This is a genomic window from Rhodococcus globerulus NBRC 14531, assembly GCF_001894805.1.
GTDB classification, from domain to species: Bacteria; Actinomycetota; Actinomycetes; order Mycobacteriales; family Mycobacteriaceae; genus Rhodococcus_F; species Rhodococcus_F globerula.
The window spans coordinates 287,904-304,324 of the sequence record NZ_BCWX01000004.1 but is presented as its reverse complement, the minus strand read 5'-3'; the positions used below and the strand labels follow the sequence as shown (position 1 = coordinate 304,324).

Below are 16,421 nucleotides of genomic sequence, written 5' to 3'. Positions count from 1 at the left end.
CGAGTGGAAAGGGGGTGTTACGCGGCGACGGAGCCGAGGTAGCTCCCGTGATGTGAATTTCTGTGTACCCGGATATCGAGTAGTAGTCGGCACGAAGGGCATTCGTGTGCCGAGCCGGGACAGGTCTCGACCCGATGGGTGTGTGCGCAATGTGGGCAGAAGAGCGAAATTGTTCCCGTGCTCGTGACGCTGGATCGCACTTCGCATGGCAGTGCGCCGCAGGCACGTATGGCGGCCAGTGCTTGCATCACGTCGTACTCTGGACCGGCAACGGCAATGCGGGCACCGGTGTGGCAACCTGCCACCGACTGCTCGATGCGCGAGAGATCGAGTTGATCCTGAACGTGAACAGTCACGGATCGCCCGGCGGCGATTGCCTCGGTTGCCCAGTCGATCACGGTGTTTCGACCGTCGGGACACCCGCCGAGTGAGATGAGGAGAAACTCACGCCCGGCACTATCCAGTTCCGGGATTGCGGTCACGAGCCCACTCCTGCATGCGCGCGCAGCCACTCCATTGCCGGTCCGCGGGTTTTGGTAATCCCTTTGTAGTCGGCCATGTCTTCCGGCAGGTCGTCGAGCACTGCGTGTAGACGCCGAGCCCAGACGGGAACCGATGCGATATCTCGCAGTGGCAGAAGGTAACTCCGGATCAGAAACATGATCGATCCGGAGGTTGCCAAGCGAATCAGGTGCTGTACCTCGACGCGGAGGAACAGTCGGTCGCCGACATCCTCGAGTGGTCCCCGGGCCAGGCTGGTTCGGTCGGGTCCCCACTGCGGATAAGTCTCGGTAGAGGTGTCGAGTTTGCCGTCGACGGTCAAGGTCCAGTTGGTTCGGCGGTATCGCTCACCGGGTTCGAGGCGCATGAGAAAACTCTGGGCGCGGGAGACAACACCCTCGGCATGCACGCGAGGTACCGGGCCGTGGATCTGCAGAAAGCTCATACCGACGTCGAATCGCAATGACCAATCAGCTGCGAAGGTAACCACACCGGCGTCGCCCCAGAGCTGTCCTTCTCGCTGATCGAGGAGGACAACGTCCTCCTGAATCTGGTTGGTGGCAAACCGAAGTGGGTCGATCGGAAGCGTACCGAGATCGCCGACGACAAACCGCTGCTCGGTATCGAGCAATCCGTTTCGCCAGATCCAGGCCGTGCCGTCGCGTTCGAGACTCATGGAGTCCGGATAGCTCTCGGCGAGCATGCGCATGATCGAGATCATGGCGTCCCACTGCGCCGGCATCATGTGGGGCAGACTCTGATATCGACTGGCGTCCGAAGTCAATATCCTTGTTCGCTCGGCCAATTCGTGATGGTAGTTCTCGTCGATCTCGATCGTGTGTTTGCCCCACTCGCCGGCGGCCGTTCTTGCAGGTGTCCCGGCAGGTTCGACGTTGGTGCTGTAGCGGTACGAGTCCTTGGCAAAAGGGAACGGGAAATTCGCAATTCGAGTGGGCACGTCGAGTAGTTCTGCCGATGCGTTCACAAGTTCAACTCCAATCGTGATCCCTCGGCCCGCGATACACAGGCCATCATCGATGTGCCACGGGATTTCTCCTCGTCGGTCAGATATAGATCGCGATGTGCAACGCTCCCGTCTGCCACCGGTATTCGGCACTCGCCGCATACTCCTTGACGGCAGAGATTGGGGATGGTGATGCCGTGCTGTTCGAGAGTCTCGAGGACACTTGTTCCGGAAGGTACGTCGAATTCTTGTCCGCTGCCGCGCAATGCGACGGTAAACGGTTGTCCGGGGTCCAGCCCCACGCCGCCGAAACGTTCGTAGTGAATGCGGGCACTCGGCCATCCCGCGGCTTTGGCGGCACCCTCGACGGCGTCGATCATCGCGCTGGGGCCGCACGTGTACAGGTGGGTGCCCAGTGGTTGTTTCAGCAGAGCCGGCCCCAGGTGGGCCCACAACTCCTGGCGTGAGGAGAAGACGTGCAGACGTGATCCGCACAGTTCGCGTAGTTCGGCCAGGTGCGCTGCGTCGGTTCCCCGCCACACGTACAGGACGGTGAAGGATCGACCCCATTGTGCGGCGGCCCGCGCGTGCGACAGTATCGGCGTCACACCGATTCCGCCGGCAATCAGTAGGTGGTGCCGTGCTGTGAGTACCGGAGCGAACACACTGCGCGGGCGCGACGTGCGGATACTCGTGCCGATCTCCAAGTCGTGAATCCAGCGTGATCCACCTCTACCGCCTCGATCCAGCTGGACCGAAACGCAATAGTGATCCGGTTCGAGTTCCGGCCCGGTCATCGAATACGAATTGCGCCGCGGCATTCCCTGGGGTGTTGTACCGCAGTCGAGAACAAGGTGACTCCCGGGCGTGAAGGACGGAAGTGTTGAGCCGTCGGCGCTTTCGAGGCGGAGAGATCGGACACCGCCGCAGAGCATGGTGGCCTCTGTGAGCACCAAGGTCAACGACTTGGTGTCTGTGACGCCAGGTGCGTCCGTTGTTGCGGTCATCATTGCTCCTCGGCATCGGCCATGAACCCGAGATAGGCTCCGTACCTACGGGATACATGGTGGTAGACAAACAAGTCGGTACGGCATCGCGGACAGGGGCTGAGTGCTCCGACAGGTGTATCTGTTCGGTGAACGTGCCGGCAATGTACGCAGTAGACGCGGCGTTGCGCGTCGCCTGTGACGTACGTCAGGATCTCTGCGGGTATGGCGCCGGCGGCGATTGCCGCCGAACGTGCCTGTAGTACTTCGATTTCGGCGCCGATCACGATCAATCGCCAACCCACTCTCGCGGCAGCGAACTCCCGCTGCAACACCGCCGATGTCGCGGCGCTCCACTGCGGCCCGAGTTTCAGCCAGCTGACCCGGTGGCCGGAGTGTTCTCCGACCACCTGAGCAGCATCGGTGTGCGCGCGGTTGCCGAAGGAGGCGACGGTGAAGTAGCGTCCGTCCGGATCGCTGAGAAGCCGTTCGGCGTCCCAGCGCGGAACGCTGGTCGACCGGGCACAGACACTCACGACGGTTGGCTTACGGTGCGAACGAGCGGTGGCCGACGTAGTAGGCCAGCGCGCGATCGGGGGTGGTGAACCTGATGCGCGAACCCTTGGGGAAGAAGATCGCATCTTTGGCCTTCGCGACACTCACTTGGCCGGTATCAAGGTTTTCGAGAACGAACTCGCCTTCGAGGACCACCTTCATTTCGTCGTATTCGTAGAGGTAGTCGAGTGGAGCGTCGGTCTGGATCAATTCGAAGTAGCCCGCGGACATCGCTGAACCGTCTGGATTGGAGTAGACGTCGTCGATGAATCCCTTGGTGCCGGGGTACTCGGATTCGGGCATCTGGGGGAGGTCTGCCCAGAAGTCTGCGGTGACGCGGAACTCTGCCGGTGTGGTGGACGTCGTAGAAATGCTCATCGGTGCTCCTGAGGGAATGGGATGGTTGAAAGAGCGTCCGATCGCAGGGATGTGATCGCTGACGTGAAACTAACTGTAATGAGAGGAAACTGATTTTCGGTTACGTGGCGGTAAACAAAATCTCCGTAATCTGTTTTGCTGCAACTTGATTAGAAAATCAGCAGTGCCGACGGTGCCGTCATCACAACCTCACTTGGGCGTAACGAGATGGACATATCAACCTTGTTTCCTGTTAGATGACAGTGATTCACCCAGTGAAACCGGAATAGCCGACCACGTTGGGTGGAACTAGGGCCCTGCGTGAAACTAGGAGTCTCGATGGCGATCGACACCGCCGAACTGAACGAAACAGCGGCAGAGTTGCATGCAGTGCCCCAGGCAATGTCGGACGCAGTGACAGGTGAGCGCCCGATGGACCTGGCAACGCGAGCGCGGGCCGACGGAACACGATTCATCCTCGCGGTATTCGTCAATCTCGCAGGTAAACCGTGCGCGAAGTTGGTGCCGATCGAATCGGTGGAAGAACTGCAGACCGAGGGCGTCGGATTTGCGGGTTACGCAGCCGGCGCGATGGGGCAGGAGCCGAAGGATCCCGATCTCGTGGCGATCCCCGACCCAACCTCCTACACCCCTATTCCATTTATCCGGCCCGGCCTTGCGCTGGTGCACTGCGATCCGCATGTCGAGGGTAAGCCTTGGCCTTACGCACCGAGAGTGATGCTGCGATCCGTGCTCGCGGAGGCAGCGGAGATGGGCTTGGACGTGAACGTAGGAGCGGAGATCGAGTACTTCCTCGTGGACAAGGACGAGAGCGGAGCCCTGCGCACCGCAGACACTCTCGATACCTCACGCCAACCGTGCTACGACGCCCGCGATGTCACCCGCATGTACGAGCACCTGACGTCGATTTCTACTGCCATGAACAAGCTGGGGTGGGGAAACTACGCCAACGACCACGAGGACGGAAACGGGCAGTTCGAACAGAATTTCAACTATTCGGATGCGATGACCACCGCCGACCGAGTGATCACGTTGCGCTACCTGATCTCCGTCCTTGCCGAAGAACGCGGTATGACTGCAACATTCATGCCGAAGCCCTTCGCCGACCGTACGGGGAGCGGCATGCATATGCATCTCTCGCTCTGGCGAGACGGAGAATCGGCATTCCCGGATTCGACGGACGAGCGAGGCCTCGGATTGTCGTCGACCGCATACTCCTTCATCGCCGGAATTCTCGACCATGCGTGTGCACTCCAAGGAGTGATTGCCCCGACGGTCAACTCGTACAAGAGAACCGGGGCCACCGCAACGACCAGTGGCGCAACGTGGTCACCGCGGCATGCGACGTACGGCGGCAACGACCGCACGCACTATCTCCGGGTTCCCGATCGCAACCGCGTCGAACTGCGTGGTGGTGACGGCTCTGCCAACCCGTATCTTGCCGCCGCCGCGACGATCGCAGCCGGTCTGGACGGTATTCGGCGCGAACTGGACCCAGGCGAACCGGGAGGCGCATCGACGTCGGATTCGCTGCCGATGACGTTGCTGCACGCCATGGATGCCTTGGCCGCAGACCCCGTGGTGACCGGGGCGCTGAATTCTGCGGGCGCCGACGTGGCTGGGTACTTCACGACCCTCAAGCGTGAAGAGTTCTTCCAGTGGCACAACACGGTAACTCCCTGGGAAGTGGACAACTACCTCACCGCGTTCTGATTCTCGTATTCCTTCGCAAGAGACAAGGAGACTGCCCATGTGTGGCATTGTCGGGCTTCATCTGAGAGAGCCCTCGCTGTATCCCCGCCTCGGTGAACTGCTCACCGGAATGCTGGGCGAAATGGTGGATCGTGGACCGGATTCTGCCGGTATGGCGATCTACGGAGACCCGACGTGGTCACCGGCCGGGCACAGTTCGGTGTCGGTACTCGGTGCGGGATCAGACGCTGTGTTCTTGGCGGACAGTCTCACCGAGTCGGTGGGTGCTGCGGTGACTGTACTCGAGGCGGATCCCACCACCGTCATCCACGCCGCCGTTCCGACTGACGTTCTTCTGGCGGCAGTCCGTGAGATGCTCCCCGCAGCGGTGATCATCGGATTCGGTGAGGATGTCACCGTTCTGAAGGGAATGGGCAACCCGCTCGAGTTGGCGCGTGGATTCGGCTTGCCGTCGGCGTCGGGGTGGCAAGGTGTTGCGCATACCCGTATGGCAACGGAATCGGCTGTGACGGCGGCAGGTTCACATCCCTTCGCCGTCGGCCCGGACCAATGCCTCGTACATAACGGGTCGTTCTCCAATCACCTGACGATGAAACGTGAACTCGAATCGGAAGGTGTGGTCTTCGACAGTGAGAACGACACGGAGGTAGGTGCGAGGTTCGTAGCCAAGCAACTCTCCGAAGGTGTCGACCTCGAGAAGGCGCTCCGACTGTTGGGTGAGCGATTCGACGGGTTTTACACCCTGCTGGTCTCGACCAGTGATTCCTTTGCGGTAGTGCGTGATCCGATTGCCTGCAAGCCTGCGATCGTCGCCGAGACGGATCAGTACGTCGCGATGGCCTCCGAATACCGCGCACTTGCGGGATTGCCCGGAATCGACCAGGCACACATTTTCGAACCAGAGCCGGAAGAGGTTTACGTATGGCACCGATGACAGCAGTTCCGGTAGATTCCGCACCGGTCACGCTCTCTACCAAATCTTTTGATCTCGATATCACCGAAACCCGAGATTTCAACGCCGCACTTCAGTCCACCGAGGCTCCGAGCAGCGTGAGCGTGAGTCATCCGGCCGGTAAGCATGCACTCGCGTGCGGATTGAATCAGCCGATAGACGTCACAATCGACGGGCACGTCGGCTACTACTGCGCCGGGATGAATCAGCAGGCCTCGGTGACCGTCAACGGAAACGCCGGTGTCGGAGTTGCCGAGAACATGATGTCGGGGACAGTGCGGGTACGCGGCGACGCGTCGCAGTCCGCGGGTGCGACGGCCCACGGCGGACTGTTGGTGGTGGAAGGCAATGCTGCTGCGCGCTGCGGTATTTCGATGAAGGGCGTCGACATCGTGGTCGGTGGAAACATCGGACACATGAGCGCGTTCATGGGGCAGGCCGGTCGGCTGGTTGTTCTCGGAGATGCCGGTGAAGCGTTGGGAGATTCGCTGTACGAAGCTCGGATCTACGTTCGCGGAACCGTGGCGTCTCTCGGCGCCGACTGCATCAAGAAGGAGATGCGCCCCGAGCATCTCGTCGAGCTTCAGGAACTGCTGGGCGCAGCCGGATTCGACGCGGATCCACGTGAGTTCACCCGTTACGGCTCCGCCCGGTCGCTGTACAACTTCCACGTCGACAACGCTTCGGCGTACTGAATCTTTTTCTCCGAAGGAGCCTTCCATGACCACTCCGAGCACAACCGCACCATGGCTTCGTGAATCCGCGACCTTCGACCGCGGGGTCATCCACGAGATCCAGAGGGCAGCAGATACCGGGATCTACGACATCCGCGGCTGGGGCGCAAAGCGAAAGCTGCCGCATTTCGACGATCTGCTGTTCCTCGGCGCGTCGATGTCGCGGTACCCGTTGGAAGGGTATCGCGAGAAGTGCGACACCGATGTGGTGCTCGGTGGCCGTCATGCGAAGTTTCCGCTGCACCTGGATATTCCGATCACGATTGCGGGGATGAGCTTCGGCGCATTGTCCGGTCAGGCCAAGGAAGCTCTGGGGCGCGGGGCCAGTGAAGTGGGCACATCCACAACCACCGGCGACGGCGGAATGACGCCGGAGGAGAGGGGGCAGTCCAAGAATCTGGTGTACCAGTACCTACCGTCGCGTTACGGCATGAACCCGGACGATCTTCGGAAGGCGGATGCCATCGAGATCGTGCTCGGTCAGGGCGCCAAGCCTGGTGGCGGCGGAATGCTGTTGGGCCAGAAGATCACCGAGCGTGTTGCCGGAATGCGAACGCTGCCGATGGGGGTGGACCAGCGAAGCGCGTGCCGCCATCCGGACTGGACTGGCCCTGACGACTTGGCGATCAAGATCATCGAATTGCGTGAGATCACGGGTTGGGAGAAGCCGATCTACGTCAAGGTGGGCGCAACACGCACCTACTACGACGTGAAACTTGCCGTGAAAGCCGGCGCCGATGTCGTGGTGGTGGACGGTATGCAGGGTGGGACGGCTGCCACTCAGGACGTGTTCATCGAACACGTCGGAATTCCCACGCTGGCCGCGATTCCACAAGCAGTACAGGCGTTGCAGGAGATGGGCGTTCATCGTGGGAGCGGTGACGGTTCGGTGCAGTTGATCGTCTCCGGCGGAATCCGAAGCGGCGCAGATGTTGCCAAGGCGATGGCGTTGGGCGCAGACGCTGTTGCCATCGGGACAGCGGCACTGATTGCGCTGGGCGACAACCACCCCCGGTTTGCGGAGCAGTACGCGGAGATCGGATCTGCTCCCGGGTTCTACGATGATTTTCAGGCGGGGCGTGATCCGGCCGGAATCACCACTCAGGATCCAGAGTTGGCAAAGAACCTCGATCCGGTTGACGCCGGTCGACGCCTCGCGAACTACTTGCGGGTTCTGACGATGGAAGCGCAGACCCTGGCGCGGGCCTGCGGCAAATCGCACCTCCGCAATCTCGAACCGCAGGATCTGGTTGCGTTGACAGTGGAGGCCTCGGCAATGGCTCGGGTGCCGCTAGCCGGCACCACCTGGATCCCCGGGGCGATGTAACACGAATGTAAGCCACACAATCAGTGACGGCGCGTCTACTCCCAGTAGACGCGCCGTTAGGCTTGTGCCTATGACGACGTCGAAGCGCAGTGTCCACCGAGACACGGGAGACCCGGCACCGGAGCAGCGCGAAGTTCCTGCGGACACTCCGACCGGCCTCGACCTCGAGAAGGTGATCGCAGCCCAGGTGCGCAAGCTCCGGTTGGCCAGTGGTCTGTCGGTCGGGGACATGGCTACGAGAGTCGGGATCTCGAAGGCGATGCTGTCCAAGATCGAGAATGCCCAGACGTCTTGCAGCCTCTCCACCCTGGCCCGCCTCGCGGCCGGTCTCGATGTGCCGGTCACCTCTCTCTTCCGCGGAGCCGATGCCAAGCGGGACGCGGTCTTCGTCGAAGCCGGCCACGGTGCGGAGATCGTCGGCCGCGGCACCCGGGTCGGGCACCATTACGAACTGCTCGGTGCGTTGCGCGGGCAGAACAAGCGACTCGAACCCGTTCTTGTCACGTTGACCGACGCCAGTGAAGTGTTTCCGCTCTTTCAGCACCCCGGTACCGAACTGCTGTACATGCTCGAAGGTGAAATGATCTACGGCCATGGCGACTCGGAGTATCGCTTGCGTCCAGGAGACTCGCTCCTGCTCGACGGTGAGGGGCTGCACGGACCGAACGAGTTGGTGCAGTTGCCTATTCGCTTCCTGGCAGTGACTGCCTACCCTGACAATCACCAAGGCTGAACAGCAGTGTGCCCCTGCGCTCGATGTCGAGAGCAGGGGCACACTTCGGGACGTCTGCGAGACTACGAACTGCTTTCTACTGCGGTTGCAGCTTTGGTGGTCATGGATTCGGCGGCAACAGATACCGCGTCGGGCTGGTGCTTCGTGGAACTGGTCATCGAGACGGAATCCATGACGTACGCGGTTTCGCCGTGAACAGCCACGTCGAGGCCCTCGTACTCGGTTTCCGGGTTGACACGTAGGCCCATCGCGAGGTCGATACCCTTTGCGATGATGAACGTGACGATAAACGAGTAGGCGACCACAGCGGCCACTGCCACGCTCTGCTTGCCCAGTAGCTCGAGGCCACCCCCGTAGAACAGTCCCTGAGCGCCGCTGGGCGCCTCGGGTACGGCGAGCAAACCGACAAGCAGAGTGCCGAGGATGCCGCCGACGAGGTGGATCCCGACCACGTCGAGTGCGTCGTCGTAGCCGAGCTTGAACTTGAACGAAATGGCGAAGCAGCACAACGCGCCTGCTGCTGCACCGACGATCAACGCACCCATCGGTGAGACTGCACCACACGCAGGGGTGATGGCGACCAGGGCCGCGATCAGGCCGGAAGCAGCGCCGAGCGTCGTAGCATGACCCTCGCGGAACTTTTCGACGACGAGCCAGGCGCAGATGCCGGCACACGCGGCGGCGACGGTATTCAAGATGACTACCGACGCATTGTTGTTGGCAGCCAGTGCAGAACCGCCGTTGAACCCGAACCAGCCGAAGAACAGGATGCCGGCGCCGAGGATGGTCAGTGGAACGCTGTGCGGCCGTGGCGCGTTCGGGAATGTACGACGCTTACCGAGTACCAGGATCACCGCGAGTGCGGCGATACCGGCATTGATGTGCACAGCGGTTCCACCCGCGAAGTCCACTGCGGCAAGTTTATTGGCGATCCAGCCGCCGACGACGCTGCCGTCGGCGGAGTCGAAGGCAAATACCCAATGCGCAACCGGGAAGTACACGAGAGTGGCCCAGATCCCGGCAAAGATCATCCAGGCGCCGAACTTGAGGCGGTCGGCAAACGCTCCTGAGATCAGTGCGACGGTGATGCCGGCGAACAGAAGCTGGAATCCTGCCACCAATGCGGGCGGCAGCGCGGGTTCGGCGGGTGCTTCGAGGAGCTGCCCCAAACCGATGTATTCGAGTGGGTCGCCGAGTAATCCGAGTCCGCCCAGTGAATTGCCGAGGACTGCGGAGTATCCGAAAATGATCCAGAGAACGCCGACAACGGCAAAGCCGCCGAAGGTCATCATGACCATATTGAGAGTGCTTCGGACACTGACCATTCCGCCGTAGAACAGGGCCAGTCCGGGAACCATGAGAGATACGGCAGTGAATGCAGCCAAGATCCACGCGGTATCTGCGGCAATGATTGCCTGATCCATATGTGTCCACCTTGTTGAGTCCGGAGTGATCGCCGTTCGAATGCGACGTGTGTTCGGCGATGTGTCTTATGCGGTGAATCACCGTCATCCGAGAGTGGACTGGTTGTGTAAGGCCTGCAAGTGGGGCAGGTGAACACTGTGTAAATGCCGGTGCGAAGGGGCATCGGTATCGGTGCTGCACAAAGAGATGGTGACCACCGAATGGCGATCACCATCAAAGACATCGTATTCGGACCCTGGACCTCGCCTCCTTCGACCGTGTACGACGTGCGGGTAGTTGATCAACGATTGGAGTCGTGCTCACGCGTCGGGTTGATCATCGTCTGTTCGGAATCTCCCGCTCGGCTGATTTCGATGCGTCGAGGCTTTGCCTGCTCGGCAATCGGAATCGTGACGGACAGAACGCCGTTGTTGTACGTCGCGGAAATTCGGTCGGCATCGATGTTCTCTCCGAGTGCCAGTTGCCGCCGGTAGCTCCCGGCGAACCTCTCCGAAGCGAGCCACTGCATGTTTTCGTCCGACGATGCAGTACGCGTGGCAGAGAGCGTCAGCATTCCGTGATCGACACTCACGTCGACGGTTCCTGGATCTACTCCGGGAAGATCTGCGTTGAGTACGTAGTGATCGTTGACCCGGTAGAGGTCCATCGGCATGAAACGAGGAACTCGGCCGGCGCCTACGTCTGCGCCGAGCAGCGACTTCGCGATCGAATCGATATCACTGAACGGATCGAAGCGAAGCACAGCAACTCACCTCCCATGTTTCCCATGGTCGCAGTCCCTGTGACAGCAACCGAAATCACTGTGCACCAGCAAGATTAGCACTCGAAGTAGTCGAGTGCCAGACACGTGAGGTCGGCTACTCCAGTGACGTGTGTGACCCAGCGTGGTCGATGTGGCAGGTGGTCGGTAAAGCGGGTGCCGATCCGTAAGGTTGCCTTATGACTCCTCGCACCGAGAACATCACGGGACCAGTAGCCCTGACGAGCGCTGACGTCGAGGCCGCCCGCGAGCGGATCGACGGGTTGGCTCGACGGACTCCGATCTTTCGCACCACGGTCCCGACACCGCACGGAGACGTTGCGGTCCTGTTCAAGCTCGAGTACCTCCAACACGGTGGGTCGTTCAAGGTGCGCGGCAGTTTCAACGCGATCGAGCGGGCAGCTGCTGACGGCACGATGCCCAGTGCGGGGGTGGTGATCGCGTCGGGTGGAAACGCGGCTATCGGAGCTGCATGGGCGTCGCGTCGCCGGGGGTTGGGGTGCACCGTGGTCGTGCCGGAAACTGCGCCCGATGCAAAAGTTGCGGCGCTCGGCGCGTTAGGGGCAACGGTCGAAAAGGTGGGCGATCGGTATGTTCTCGCGGCAGCAGCAGCGTCCGAGATTGCCTTGTCGAGCGGAGCTTTGGAGCTACACGCCTACGATCTTCCCGACATTGTGGCTGGTGCCGGAACCATCGCGCTCGAGGTCGCGGAGGAAGCGAGCGGGCCGATAACGTACTGCATCGCTGTGGGCGGCGGTGGACTGGTCTCGGGGATCGCTGCCGCAGCGCGGCCAGAGGATCGAGTTGTTGCGGTAGAGCCGATCGGTGCCGCCACGTTGCACGCTGCGCTGGAAGCCGGACATCCTGTCGATATCGAGTTGGACAGCATTGCATCCGATTCCCTCGGAGCGTCGCGCGTAGGAAGAATAGCCTGGGCGACTGTCACCGACAACGCGGTAGACAGTGTTGTCGTAGATGACGATTCGATCGTTCGGGCTAGATCTTTTCTGTGGCGCGAGTTTCGGATACTCGTGGAGTTGGGTACCGCCGCAGCGCTGGTTCCGGTGTTGGACGGCACGGTTTCACCGTCGCGAGACGGTGAGCTGTGTGTCGTTCTGTGTGGCGCCAACGTAAGTCTGGGGGACATGGGCGTGTGAGAAATCTGCTGGTGGGTACTGCTTTCAGTATGAGTACCAGCAGTGTTATCTGGACAATTGTAGTTGTGGTCGTTGTGATTGTGGTCGTTGCGCTTCTGGTGTGGACGGCTCGCAACAAACGTAACGAGCGGCGCCACCTCGAGGCCGAGGCGATTCGCAAGGACGTGGCGGAGTCGTCGTTCGAAGTAGGCCAGCGTGAGGCCAAGGCCAAGGAAAGTGAGGCGAAGGCTCGCATGGTGCAAGCCGAGGCCGATGCCAAAGCTGCGGAAGCATCTGCCCTGCAACAGCATGCGGCGCAGCATCGGCGGGACGTAGCAAGCTCGAAGGATGAGTTGAACGAGAAGCGGGATCAGGCGGACACCATCGATCCGGCCACGCCGAACCCGGAGAAGCCACAACCGAAGAACGAGTGAGTCTGCGAAGTTTTACTTCGCCGTCACACTCTTGGTTTCATTTTATGAAACACTGTCTCTTGTTGAGAAACTCGAGACGGGAGTAAGTGATGGCGGAGCATGCGCGGATAGTGATCGTGGGAGGTGGCCTCGAGGGCCTTGCGATTGCGTGGTCGCTTGCGCTGCGGGGCGAGTCGGATGTAGTTGTGCTCGAGCGTAATACGATGTGCTCGGGGATGACGGGCAAATCGAGTGGAATTGTTCGCTGCCACTACGGGGTCCCGTCGCTGGCGGCGATGGCCTGGCATGGGGTCCAGGTCTTTTCGGATGCAGAACAGATACTCGGCACCGATATCGGCTTCCGTCAGACCGGTTACATCGTCGGGGTTGGCGGCAACAACACAGAACCCTTGTTGGCAAATGTCGAGATGCATCGCGCTCTGGGTGTACCCGTCGACCTCATCGACGCCGACGCCGTTCGAGCATTCTGGCCGGGCATCAACCTGGACGACTTCGCGGCCTTTGCCTACGAACCTTTGGGTGGGCACGGCGATGCGTACATGACGGGGATGGCATACGGCACGAAAGCGCGCGAACTCGGCGTGACAGTTCGTCAATCGACCGAAGTGACAACACTTCTGACGCGAGAGGATGGATCCGTCTACGGCGTCACACTTGCCGACGGCGCCGAGATCCATGCGGATACTGTTGTTCTTGCTACCGGCGTATGGTCGTCCGCGTTGGCCGCGACGGTCGGAGTCGACATTCCGATCAAGGTGCAGTGGGAGCAATTGCTGCTCGTTGATCAGGGGGAACCTACCCCGCACGTGCCCACCTTCTCGGACCTGGTGAACCTGCAGTACATCCGGCGCGAACCCAACGCAGACCTGTTGGTAGGCAACAGTGATCACTCTGCGCCTGAGTTTGCCGACCCGGACAACTACCTGAACCGGGCAGGGGATGCATTTGTGGAGACCGCGATCGGCAAGCTCGAGCGTCTGCTGCCGTCGATGCCGGATCCACGTTTGGCGTCGTCGTATGCGGGTTGTTACGACATCACTCCGGACTACAACCCGATCATCGGCCCGTCACCTGTCGACGGACTTTTCCTCGCAGTCGGTTTCAGCGGACACGGATACAAGATTTCCCCGGCTGTCGGACGGCTGGTTGCCGATCTGATTCTCGATGGCATCAGTAGTGATTCGGCCGTGGACGGCAACGATTTCCGATTCAGCAGATTTGCCGAGGGAAAGCCTCTCGTCAGCCTTAATCCATACGTGGGAGCGGGGGAGATGCGCTAGACGACGCCGCCGTTGACGTAGATCACCTGACCGTTGACCCACCGCGCCGGGCCGGCGAGAAACGAGACTGCCTCCGCGATGTCGAGCGGAGTTCCGAGCCGTTCGAGGGGCGCCATCTTCGACAGGTTCTCCACTGTCGCTTCGTCTTTCCCGTCCAGAAACAGGTCGGTGGCGGTGGGGCCTGGAGCCACGGCGTTGACTGTGATGTCGCGTCCCCGCAGCTCTTTCGCAAGAACTAGCGTGATCGCGTCCACTGCGCCTTTGGTGGCCGCGTACGCGGCGTAGGTCGGGAAGGCCAGCTTCTTCACGGAGGTGGAGAAGTTGATGATGGCACCGCCGCTGCGCACCCGCCTCGCGGCTTGTTGATCGACAACAAACGTGCCCCGAACATTGGTGCGGTGCATCCGGTCGAAGTCGTCGAAGTTCAATTCGGCGACGGTCGAGAGAATCATGATTCCGGCTGCGTGGACAACAACGTCGATGCCTCCGAACTCCTGCTCGACCGTGTCGAACAGTGCGGCTACTTCACCTTCGTCTGCGACATCGGCGTGCACCGCGATCGCGTGCCCGCCCGCTGCGACGATGGTGTCGACTGTTTCCTGGGCGCGTTGAAGATTTCCCGAATAGTGAACGGCGACAGCCATTCCGTCGGCCGCGAGCTTCTCTGCAGTCGCTCGGCCGATGCCGCCGGACGCTCCGGTGACGATGGCGACGCGGGTGGTGGTGTCAGTCATGATGTAACTCCTGAACTGGGTTGGGTGCGTCGGACAGCTTGCGGAGCCACTCGCGCAGCAGTCCAACCTCGTTGGTGGAGAGGGAAGTTGAATCTGCCGTAGCGAGTTGGGTCTCCAGGGTGGATGCGACGGTGTTGAGCGAGGCGTCCTGCGGGGTGCCGGATTCGTCGATGATGGATGCGAGGATTCCGTCGCGAACACGCCCCGACAGTGTCGGGTCGGGATACTGCTGCGGTCTCACGACGAGCATCAGTGCGACGCCCGCATTGGCGGACATCACCATCTGCGTTGCCACGTCGACGGATACGGTCAGAAGACCTGCGGCAGCGCAGCGTTCGAGAACGGATCGAAGTAGCACCTGGGCTTGCATGGCGGTGTCGGCGCTCTGTGTGGATGGTGAATGCAACAACCGGTAGTGCGCAGGATGTGTGAGCGCGAACGCCGTGTGTGCGTCCCAGCCGGCACGTAGATCGGCTACCGGATCTGCGGAGGGGATCGCAGCGCGTTTGCCTGCGAGGTACTCGGAGAACCCGGCTTCGACGACGGCTGCGAGCAGGCCGTCTTTGTCGCCGAACTGGCGGTAGAGCGCGGGCGCGCCGACGCCGGCTCTCTCGCAGACGGCGCGGGTGGAGATGTCGCCGTCCGGAGAGGAGTTGAGTAACTCGGTTGCCGCCGCCAGTATCTTCGCTCTCGAGCTCATGAAATCAACGATAACAGAGTATCGTTAGCACTGGTACGCCGTCGTTCGGTTGCTCGACCTGTCGCGGACTCGTTGTCTGAACTGGTACTTTGTTTGCAGTGATAAACAAAACTTGTCTGTGATCCAGACCCGTCGCGATGATTGTGTGCCGCGCCTGCGCGCGGTGGTGATTCCGTGTGTCCCGAGAGGGAACCCGACCTCGGGTTCCCGCCTCCTATCCTGCACTGGAATCCCCACTTTGGAGCTCACTTCATCATGTCATCGACACACTCATCTGTTCGGCGCGAGGATCTGCGCGCCGACTGCAACAACTGTTTTGCCTTGTGCTGCACGGCCTTCGGGTTCTCGCGATCGGTAGATTTCGCCGAGGACAAGCCGGCGGGTTCTCCGTGCCGGCACCTCGGCTCGAATTTCTCCTGCACTGTCCACGAAGGACTTCGATCCCGGGGGTTCCGCGGCTGCACGGTCTTCGACTGCTTCGGCGCGGGACAGGTTGTGTCGCAGCAGTTGTTCTCCGGCGTCAGCTGGCGCGAGCGCCCTGATACGCAGCAACATATGTTCTCCGCCTTCAAGATCGTCAAACAGTTGCACGAGATGCTGTGGTACCTGTTCGAGGCGCAGGAACGCACCTATGACCCGGACGCTGCGCACGAAGCTCGCGAACTCGCATCCACCATTGCCGCACTGATCCGCGGCGGACAGGCCGAACTGTTCTCGACTGACATCGGCGCATTACATTCTGTGGTCAGGGCAGTGCTGATGGAGATCAGTGCGGAAGTTCGGGCTTCCTACTTTGCCGAAGTTGATCAGTTGGACTCGAGCATCGCCGCCGGAGTGGACCTTGCCGGATCGGACCTGCGCGCACACAGGTTGTGTGGCGCCGATCTGCGAGGGGCCTGCTTGATCGCCGTGGATCTGAGGGGAAGTGACCTCACAGCGGTAGATCTGCTCGGGGCGGATCTGCGTGATGCCAGGTTGGATGGCGCGGATCTCTCGGCCGCGTTGTTCGTCACCCAGCCCCAGGTGAACGCAGCCAGAGGTAACGGTGACACATGTTTGCCCGCCGGTGTTGCAGCCCCACCGCATTGGCTTGTTCGCTAGCGGGACAT

18 protein-coding genes are annotated in these 16,421 nt (G+C 61.1%); 9 read left to right on the top strand and 9 right to left on the bottom strand.

The genetic code is table 11. From position 1 onward, the window contains the following. Positions 1-17: 17 nt before the first annotated feature. Genes RG2_RS31575 through RG2_RS22025 form a run of 5 tightly spaced genes read right to left on the bottom strand, consistent with a single transcriptional unit; the run spans position 18 to position 3,384 of the window. The gene (locus RG2_RS31575; RefSeq protein ID WP_051730413.1) at positions 18-482 is read right to left on the bottom strand and encodes a dimethylamine monooxygenase subunit DmmA family protein; all 465 of its coding nucleotides are present in this window, start codon (positions 480-482) and stop codon (positions 18-20) included. Beyond that, positions 479-1,486: a heme-dependent oxidative N-demethylase family protein gene (locus tag RG2_RS22040; protein ID WP_033233608.1), complete on the bottom strand. Its 1,008-nt coding sequence runs from the start codon at positions 1,484-1,486 to the stop codon at positions 479-481. The genes RG2_RS31575 and RG2_RS22040 overlap by 4 nt, the downstream gene beginning before the upstream one ends. Continuing rightward, entirely contained in the window at positions 1,483-2,472 is a 990-nt protein-coding gene (locus tag RG2_RS22035) for a PDR/VanB family oxidoreductase (RefSeq protein WP_033233607.1), read from the bottom strand. Before RG2_RS22035 ends, RG2_RS22040 begins: the two co-directional genes overlap by 4 nt. Beyond that, positions 2,472-2,987, bottom strand: a complete 516-nt coding sequence (locus RG2_RS22030; protein ID WP_033233606.1) for a dimethylamine monooxygenase subunit DmmA family protein — start codon at positions 2,985-2,987, stop codon at positions 2,472-2,474. Before RG2_RS22030 ends, RG2_RS22035 begins: the two co-directional genes overlap by 1 nt. A gap of 10 nt (positions 2,988-2,997) precedes the next feature. After that, positions 2,998-3,384, bottom strand: coding sequence for a cupin domain-containing protein (locus tag RG2_RS22025; RefSeq protein ID WP_045065424.1), 387 nt, complete (start codon positions 3,382-3,384; stop codon positions 2,998-3,000). Positions 3,385-3,702: 318 nt separating this feature from the next. On the opposite strand from RG2_RS22025, the gene glnT reads away from it, so the two are divergent. The 5 genes from glnT to RG2_RS22000 all read left to right on the top strand — a co-directional run bounded on the left by glnT (position 3,703) and on the right by RG2_RS22000 (position 8,843). Next, positions 3,703-5,097 carry a type III glutamate--ammonia ligase gene (glnT, locus tag RG2_RS22020; RefSeq protein ID WP_033233605.1) on the top strand — a complete coding sequence of 465 codons (1,395 nt, stop codon included), beginning with the start codon at positions 3,703-3,705 and terminating at the stop codon, positions 5,095-5,097. A gap of 37 nt (positions 5,098-5,134) precedes the next feature. Continuing rightward, positions 5,135-6,031, top strand: coding sequence for a class II glutamine amidotransferase (locus tag RG2_RS22015; RefSeq protein ID WP_033233604.1), 897 nt, complete (start codon positions 5,135-5,137; stop codon positions 6,029-6,031). Next, complete coding sequence (locus RG2_RS22010) at positions 6,019-6,744, top strand: GltB/FmdC/FwdC-like GXGXG domain-containing protein (protein WP_033233603.1); 726 nt, start codon at positions 6,019-6,021, stop codon at positions 6,742-6,744. The genes RG2_RS22015 and RG2_RS22010 overlap by 13 nt, the downstream gene beginning before the upstream one ends. Positions 6,745-6,769: 25 nt before the next feature. After that, positions 6,770-8,110, top strand: coding sequence for an FMN-binding glutamate synthase family protein (locus RG2_RS22005; protein ID WP_033233602.1), 1,341 nt, complete (start codon positions 6,770-6,772; stop codon positions 8,108-8,110). A 70-nt stretch (positions 8,111-8,180) separates the two neighbouring features. After that, positions 8,181-8,843 carry a helix-turn-helix domain-containing protein gene (locus RG2_RS22000; RefSeq protein WP_033233601.1) on the top strand — a complete coding sequence of 221 codons (663 nt, stop codon included), beginning with the start codon at positions 8,181-8,183 and terminating at the stop codon, positions 8,841-8,843. A 62-nt stretch (positions 8,844-8,905) separates the two neighbouring features. Here the strand turns inward: RG2_RS22000 and RG2_RS21995 are convergent, their stop codons facing one another. Both RG2_RS21995 and RG2_RS21990 read right to left on the bottom strand, forming a co-directional pair. Continuing rightward, on the bottom strand, positions 8,906-10,267 hold the full coding sequence (locus tag RG2_RS21995; RefSeq protein WP_033233600.1) for an ammonium transporter: 1,362 nt from the start codon (positions 10,265-10,267) through the stop codon (positions 8,906-8,908). Between the two features lie 281 nt (positions 10,268-10,548). Beyond that, positions 10,549-11,010 (bottom strand): Hsp20/alpha crystallin family protein, encoded by a 462-nt coding sequence (locus tag RG2_RS21990; protein WP_033233599.1) that lies wholly within the window; start codon positions 11,008-11,010, stop codon positions 10,549-10,551. A gap of 197 nt (positions 11,011-11,207) precedes the next feature. On the opposite strand from RG2_RS21990, the gene RG2_RS21985 reads away from it, so the two are divergent. The 3 genes from RG2_RS21985 (at position 11,208) to RG2_RS21975 (ending at position 13,878) form a co-directional block, all read left to right on the top strand. Then, positions 11,208-12,185, top strand: a complete 978-nt coding sequence (locus RG2_RS21985) for a serine/threonine dehydratase (protein ID WP_033233598.1) — start codon at positions 11,208-11,210, stop codon at positions 12,183-12,185. 29 nt (positions 12,186-12,214) lie between these two features. Continuing rightward, the gene (locus RG2_RS21980) at positions 12,215-12,598 is read left to right on the top strand and encodes a hypothetical protein (RefSeq protein ID WP_033233856.1); all 384 of its coding nucleotides are present in this window, start codon (positions 12,215-12,217) and stop codon (positions 12,596-12,598) included. A gap of 89 nt (positions 12,599-12,687) precedes the next feature. Continuing rightward, positions 12,688-13,878, top strand: coding sequence for an NAD(P)/FAD-dependent oxidoreductase (locus tag RG2_RS21975; RefSeq protein WP_033233597.1), 1,191 nt, complete (start codon positions 12,688-12,690; stop codon positions 13,876-13,878). On the opposite strand, the gene RG2_RS21970 is transcribed toward RG2_RS21975, so the two are convergent. Then, the gene (locus RG2_RS21970) at positions 13,875-14,612 is read right to left on the bottom strand and encodes an SDR family oxidoreductase (RefSeq protein WP_033233596.1); all 738 of its coding nucleotides are present in this window, start codon (positions 14,610-14,612) and stop codon (positions 13,875-13,877) included. The two genes, RG2_RS21975 and RG2_RS21970, sit on opposite strands and share 4 nt — an antisense overlap. Further along, on the bottom strand, positions 14,605-15,312 hold the full coding sequence (locus tag RG2_RS21965; protein ID WP_051730412.1) for a TetR/AcrR family transcriptional regulator: 708 nt from the start codon (positions 15,310-15,312) through the stop codon (positions 14,605-14,607). The genes RG2_RS21970 and RG2_RS21965 overlap by 8 nt, the downstream gene beginning before the upstream one ends. A 255-nt stretch (positions 15,313-15,567) precedes the next feature. Between RG2_RS21965 and RG2_RS21960 the strand changes: the two genes are divergently transcribed. Then, on the top strand, positions 15,568-16,413 hold the full coding sequence (locus RG2_RS21960) for a pentapeptide repeat-containing protein (protein ID WP_072782664.1): 846 nt from the start codon (positions 15,568-15,570) through the stop codon (positions 16,411-16,413). The last annotated feature ends 8 nt before the right edge of the window (positions 16,414-16,421 follow it).

Bases quoted from the DNA above. Each gene is read 5' to 3' on its own strand.
- RG2_RS21965 (WP_051730412.1), bottom strand. From the start codon at position 15,312: ATGAGCTCGAGAGCGAAGATACTGGCGGCGGCAACCGAGTTACTCAAC.
- RG2_RS22015 (WP_033233604.1), top strand. From the start codon at position 5,135: ATGTGTGGCATTGTCGGGCTTCATCTGAGAGAGCCCTCGCTGTATCCC.
- RG2_RS21985 (WP_033233598.1), top strand. From the start codon at position 11,208: ATGACTCCTCGCACCGAGAACATCACGGGACCAGTAGCCCTGACGAGC.
- RG2_RS21995 (WP_033233600.1), bottom strand. From the start codon at position 10,267: ATGGATCAGGCAATCATTGCCGCAGATACCGCGTGGATCTTGGCTGCA.
- RG2_RS22035 (WP_033233607.1), bottom strand. From the start codon at position 2,472: ATGACCGCAACAACGGACGCACCTGGCGTCACAGACACCAAGTCGTTG.
- RG2_RS22005 (WP_033233602.1), top strand. From the start codon at position 6,770: ATGACCACTCCGAGCACAACCGCACCATGGCTTCGTGAATCCGCGACC.
- RG2_RS21960 (WP_072782664.1), top strand. From the start codon at position 15,568: ATGTCATCGACACACTCATCTGTTCGGCGCGAGGATCTGCGCGCCGAC.
- RG2_RS22000 (WP_033233601.1), top strand. From the start codon at position 8,181: ATGACGACGTCGAAGCGCAGTGTCCACCGAGACACGGGAGACCCGGCA.
- RG2_RS22010 (WP_033233603.1), top strand. From the start codon at position 6,019: ATGGCACCGATGACAGCAGTTCCGGTAGATTCCGCACCGGTCACGCTC.
- glnT (WP_033233605.1), top strand. From the start codon at position 3,703: ATGGCGATCGACACCGCCGAACTGAACGAAACAGCGGCAGAGTTGCAT.
- RG2_RS21980 (WP_033233856.1), top strand. From the start codon at position 12,215: ATGAGTACCAGCAGTGTTATCTGGACAATTGTAGTTGTGGTCGTTGTG.
- RG2_RS22025 (WP_045065424.1), bottom strand. From the start codon at position 3,384: ATGAGCATTTCTACGACGTCCACCACACCGGCAGAGTTCCGCGTCACC.
- RG2_RS21970 (WP_033233596.1), bottom strand. From the start codon at position 14,612: ATGACTGACACCACCACCCGCGTCGCCATCGTCACCGGAGCGTCCGGC.
- RG2_RS21975 (WP_033233597.1), top strand. From the start codon at position 12,688: ATGGCGGAGCATGCGCGGATAGTGATCGTGGGAGGTGGCCTCGAGGGC.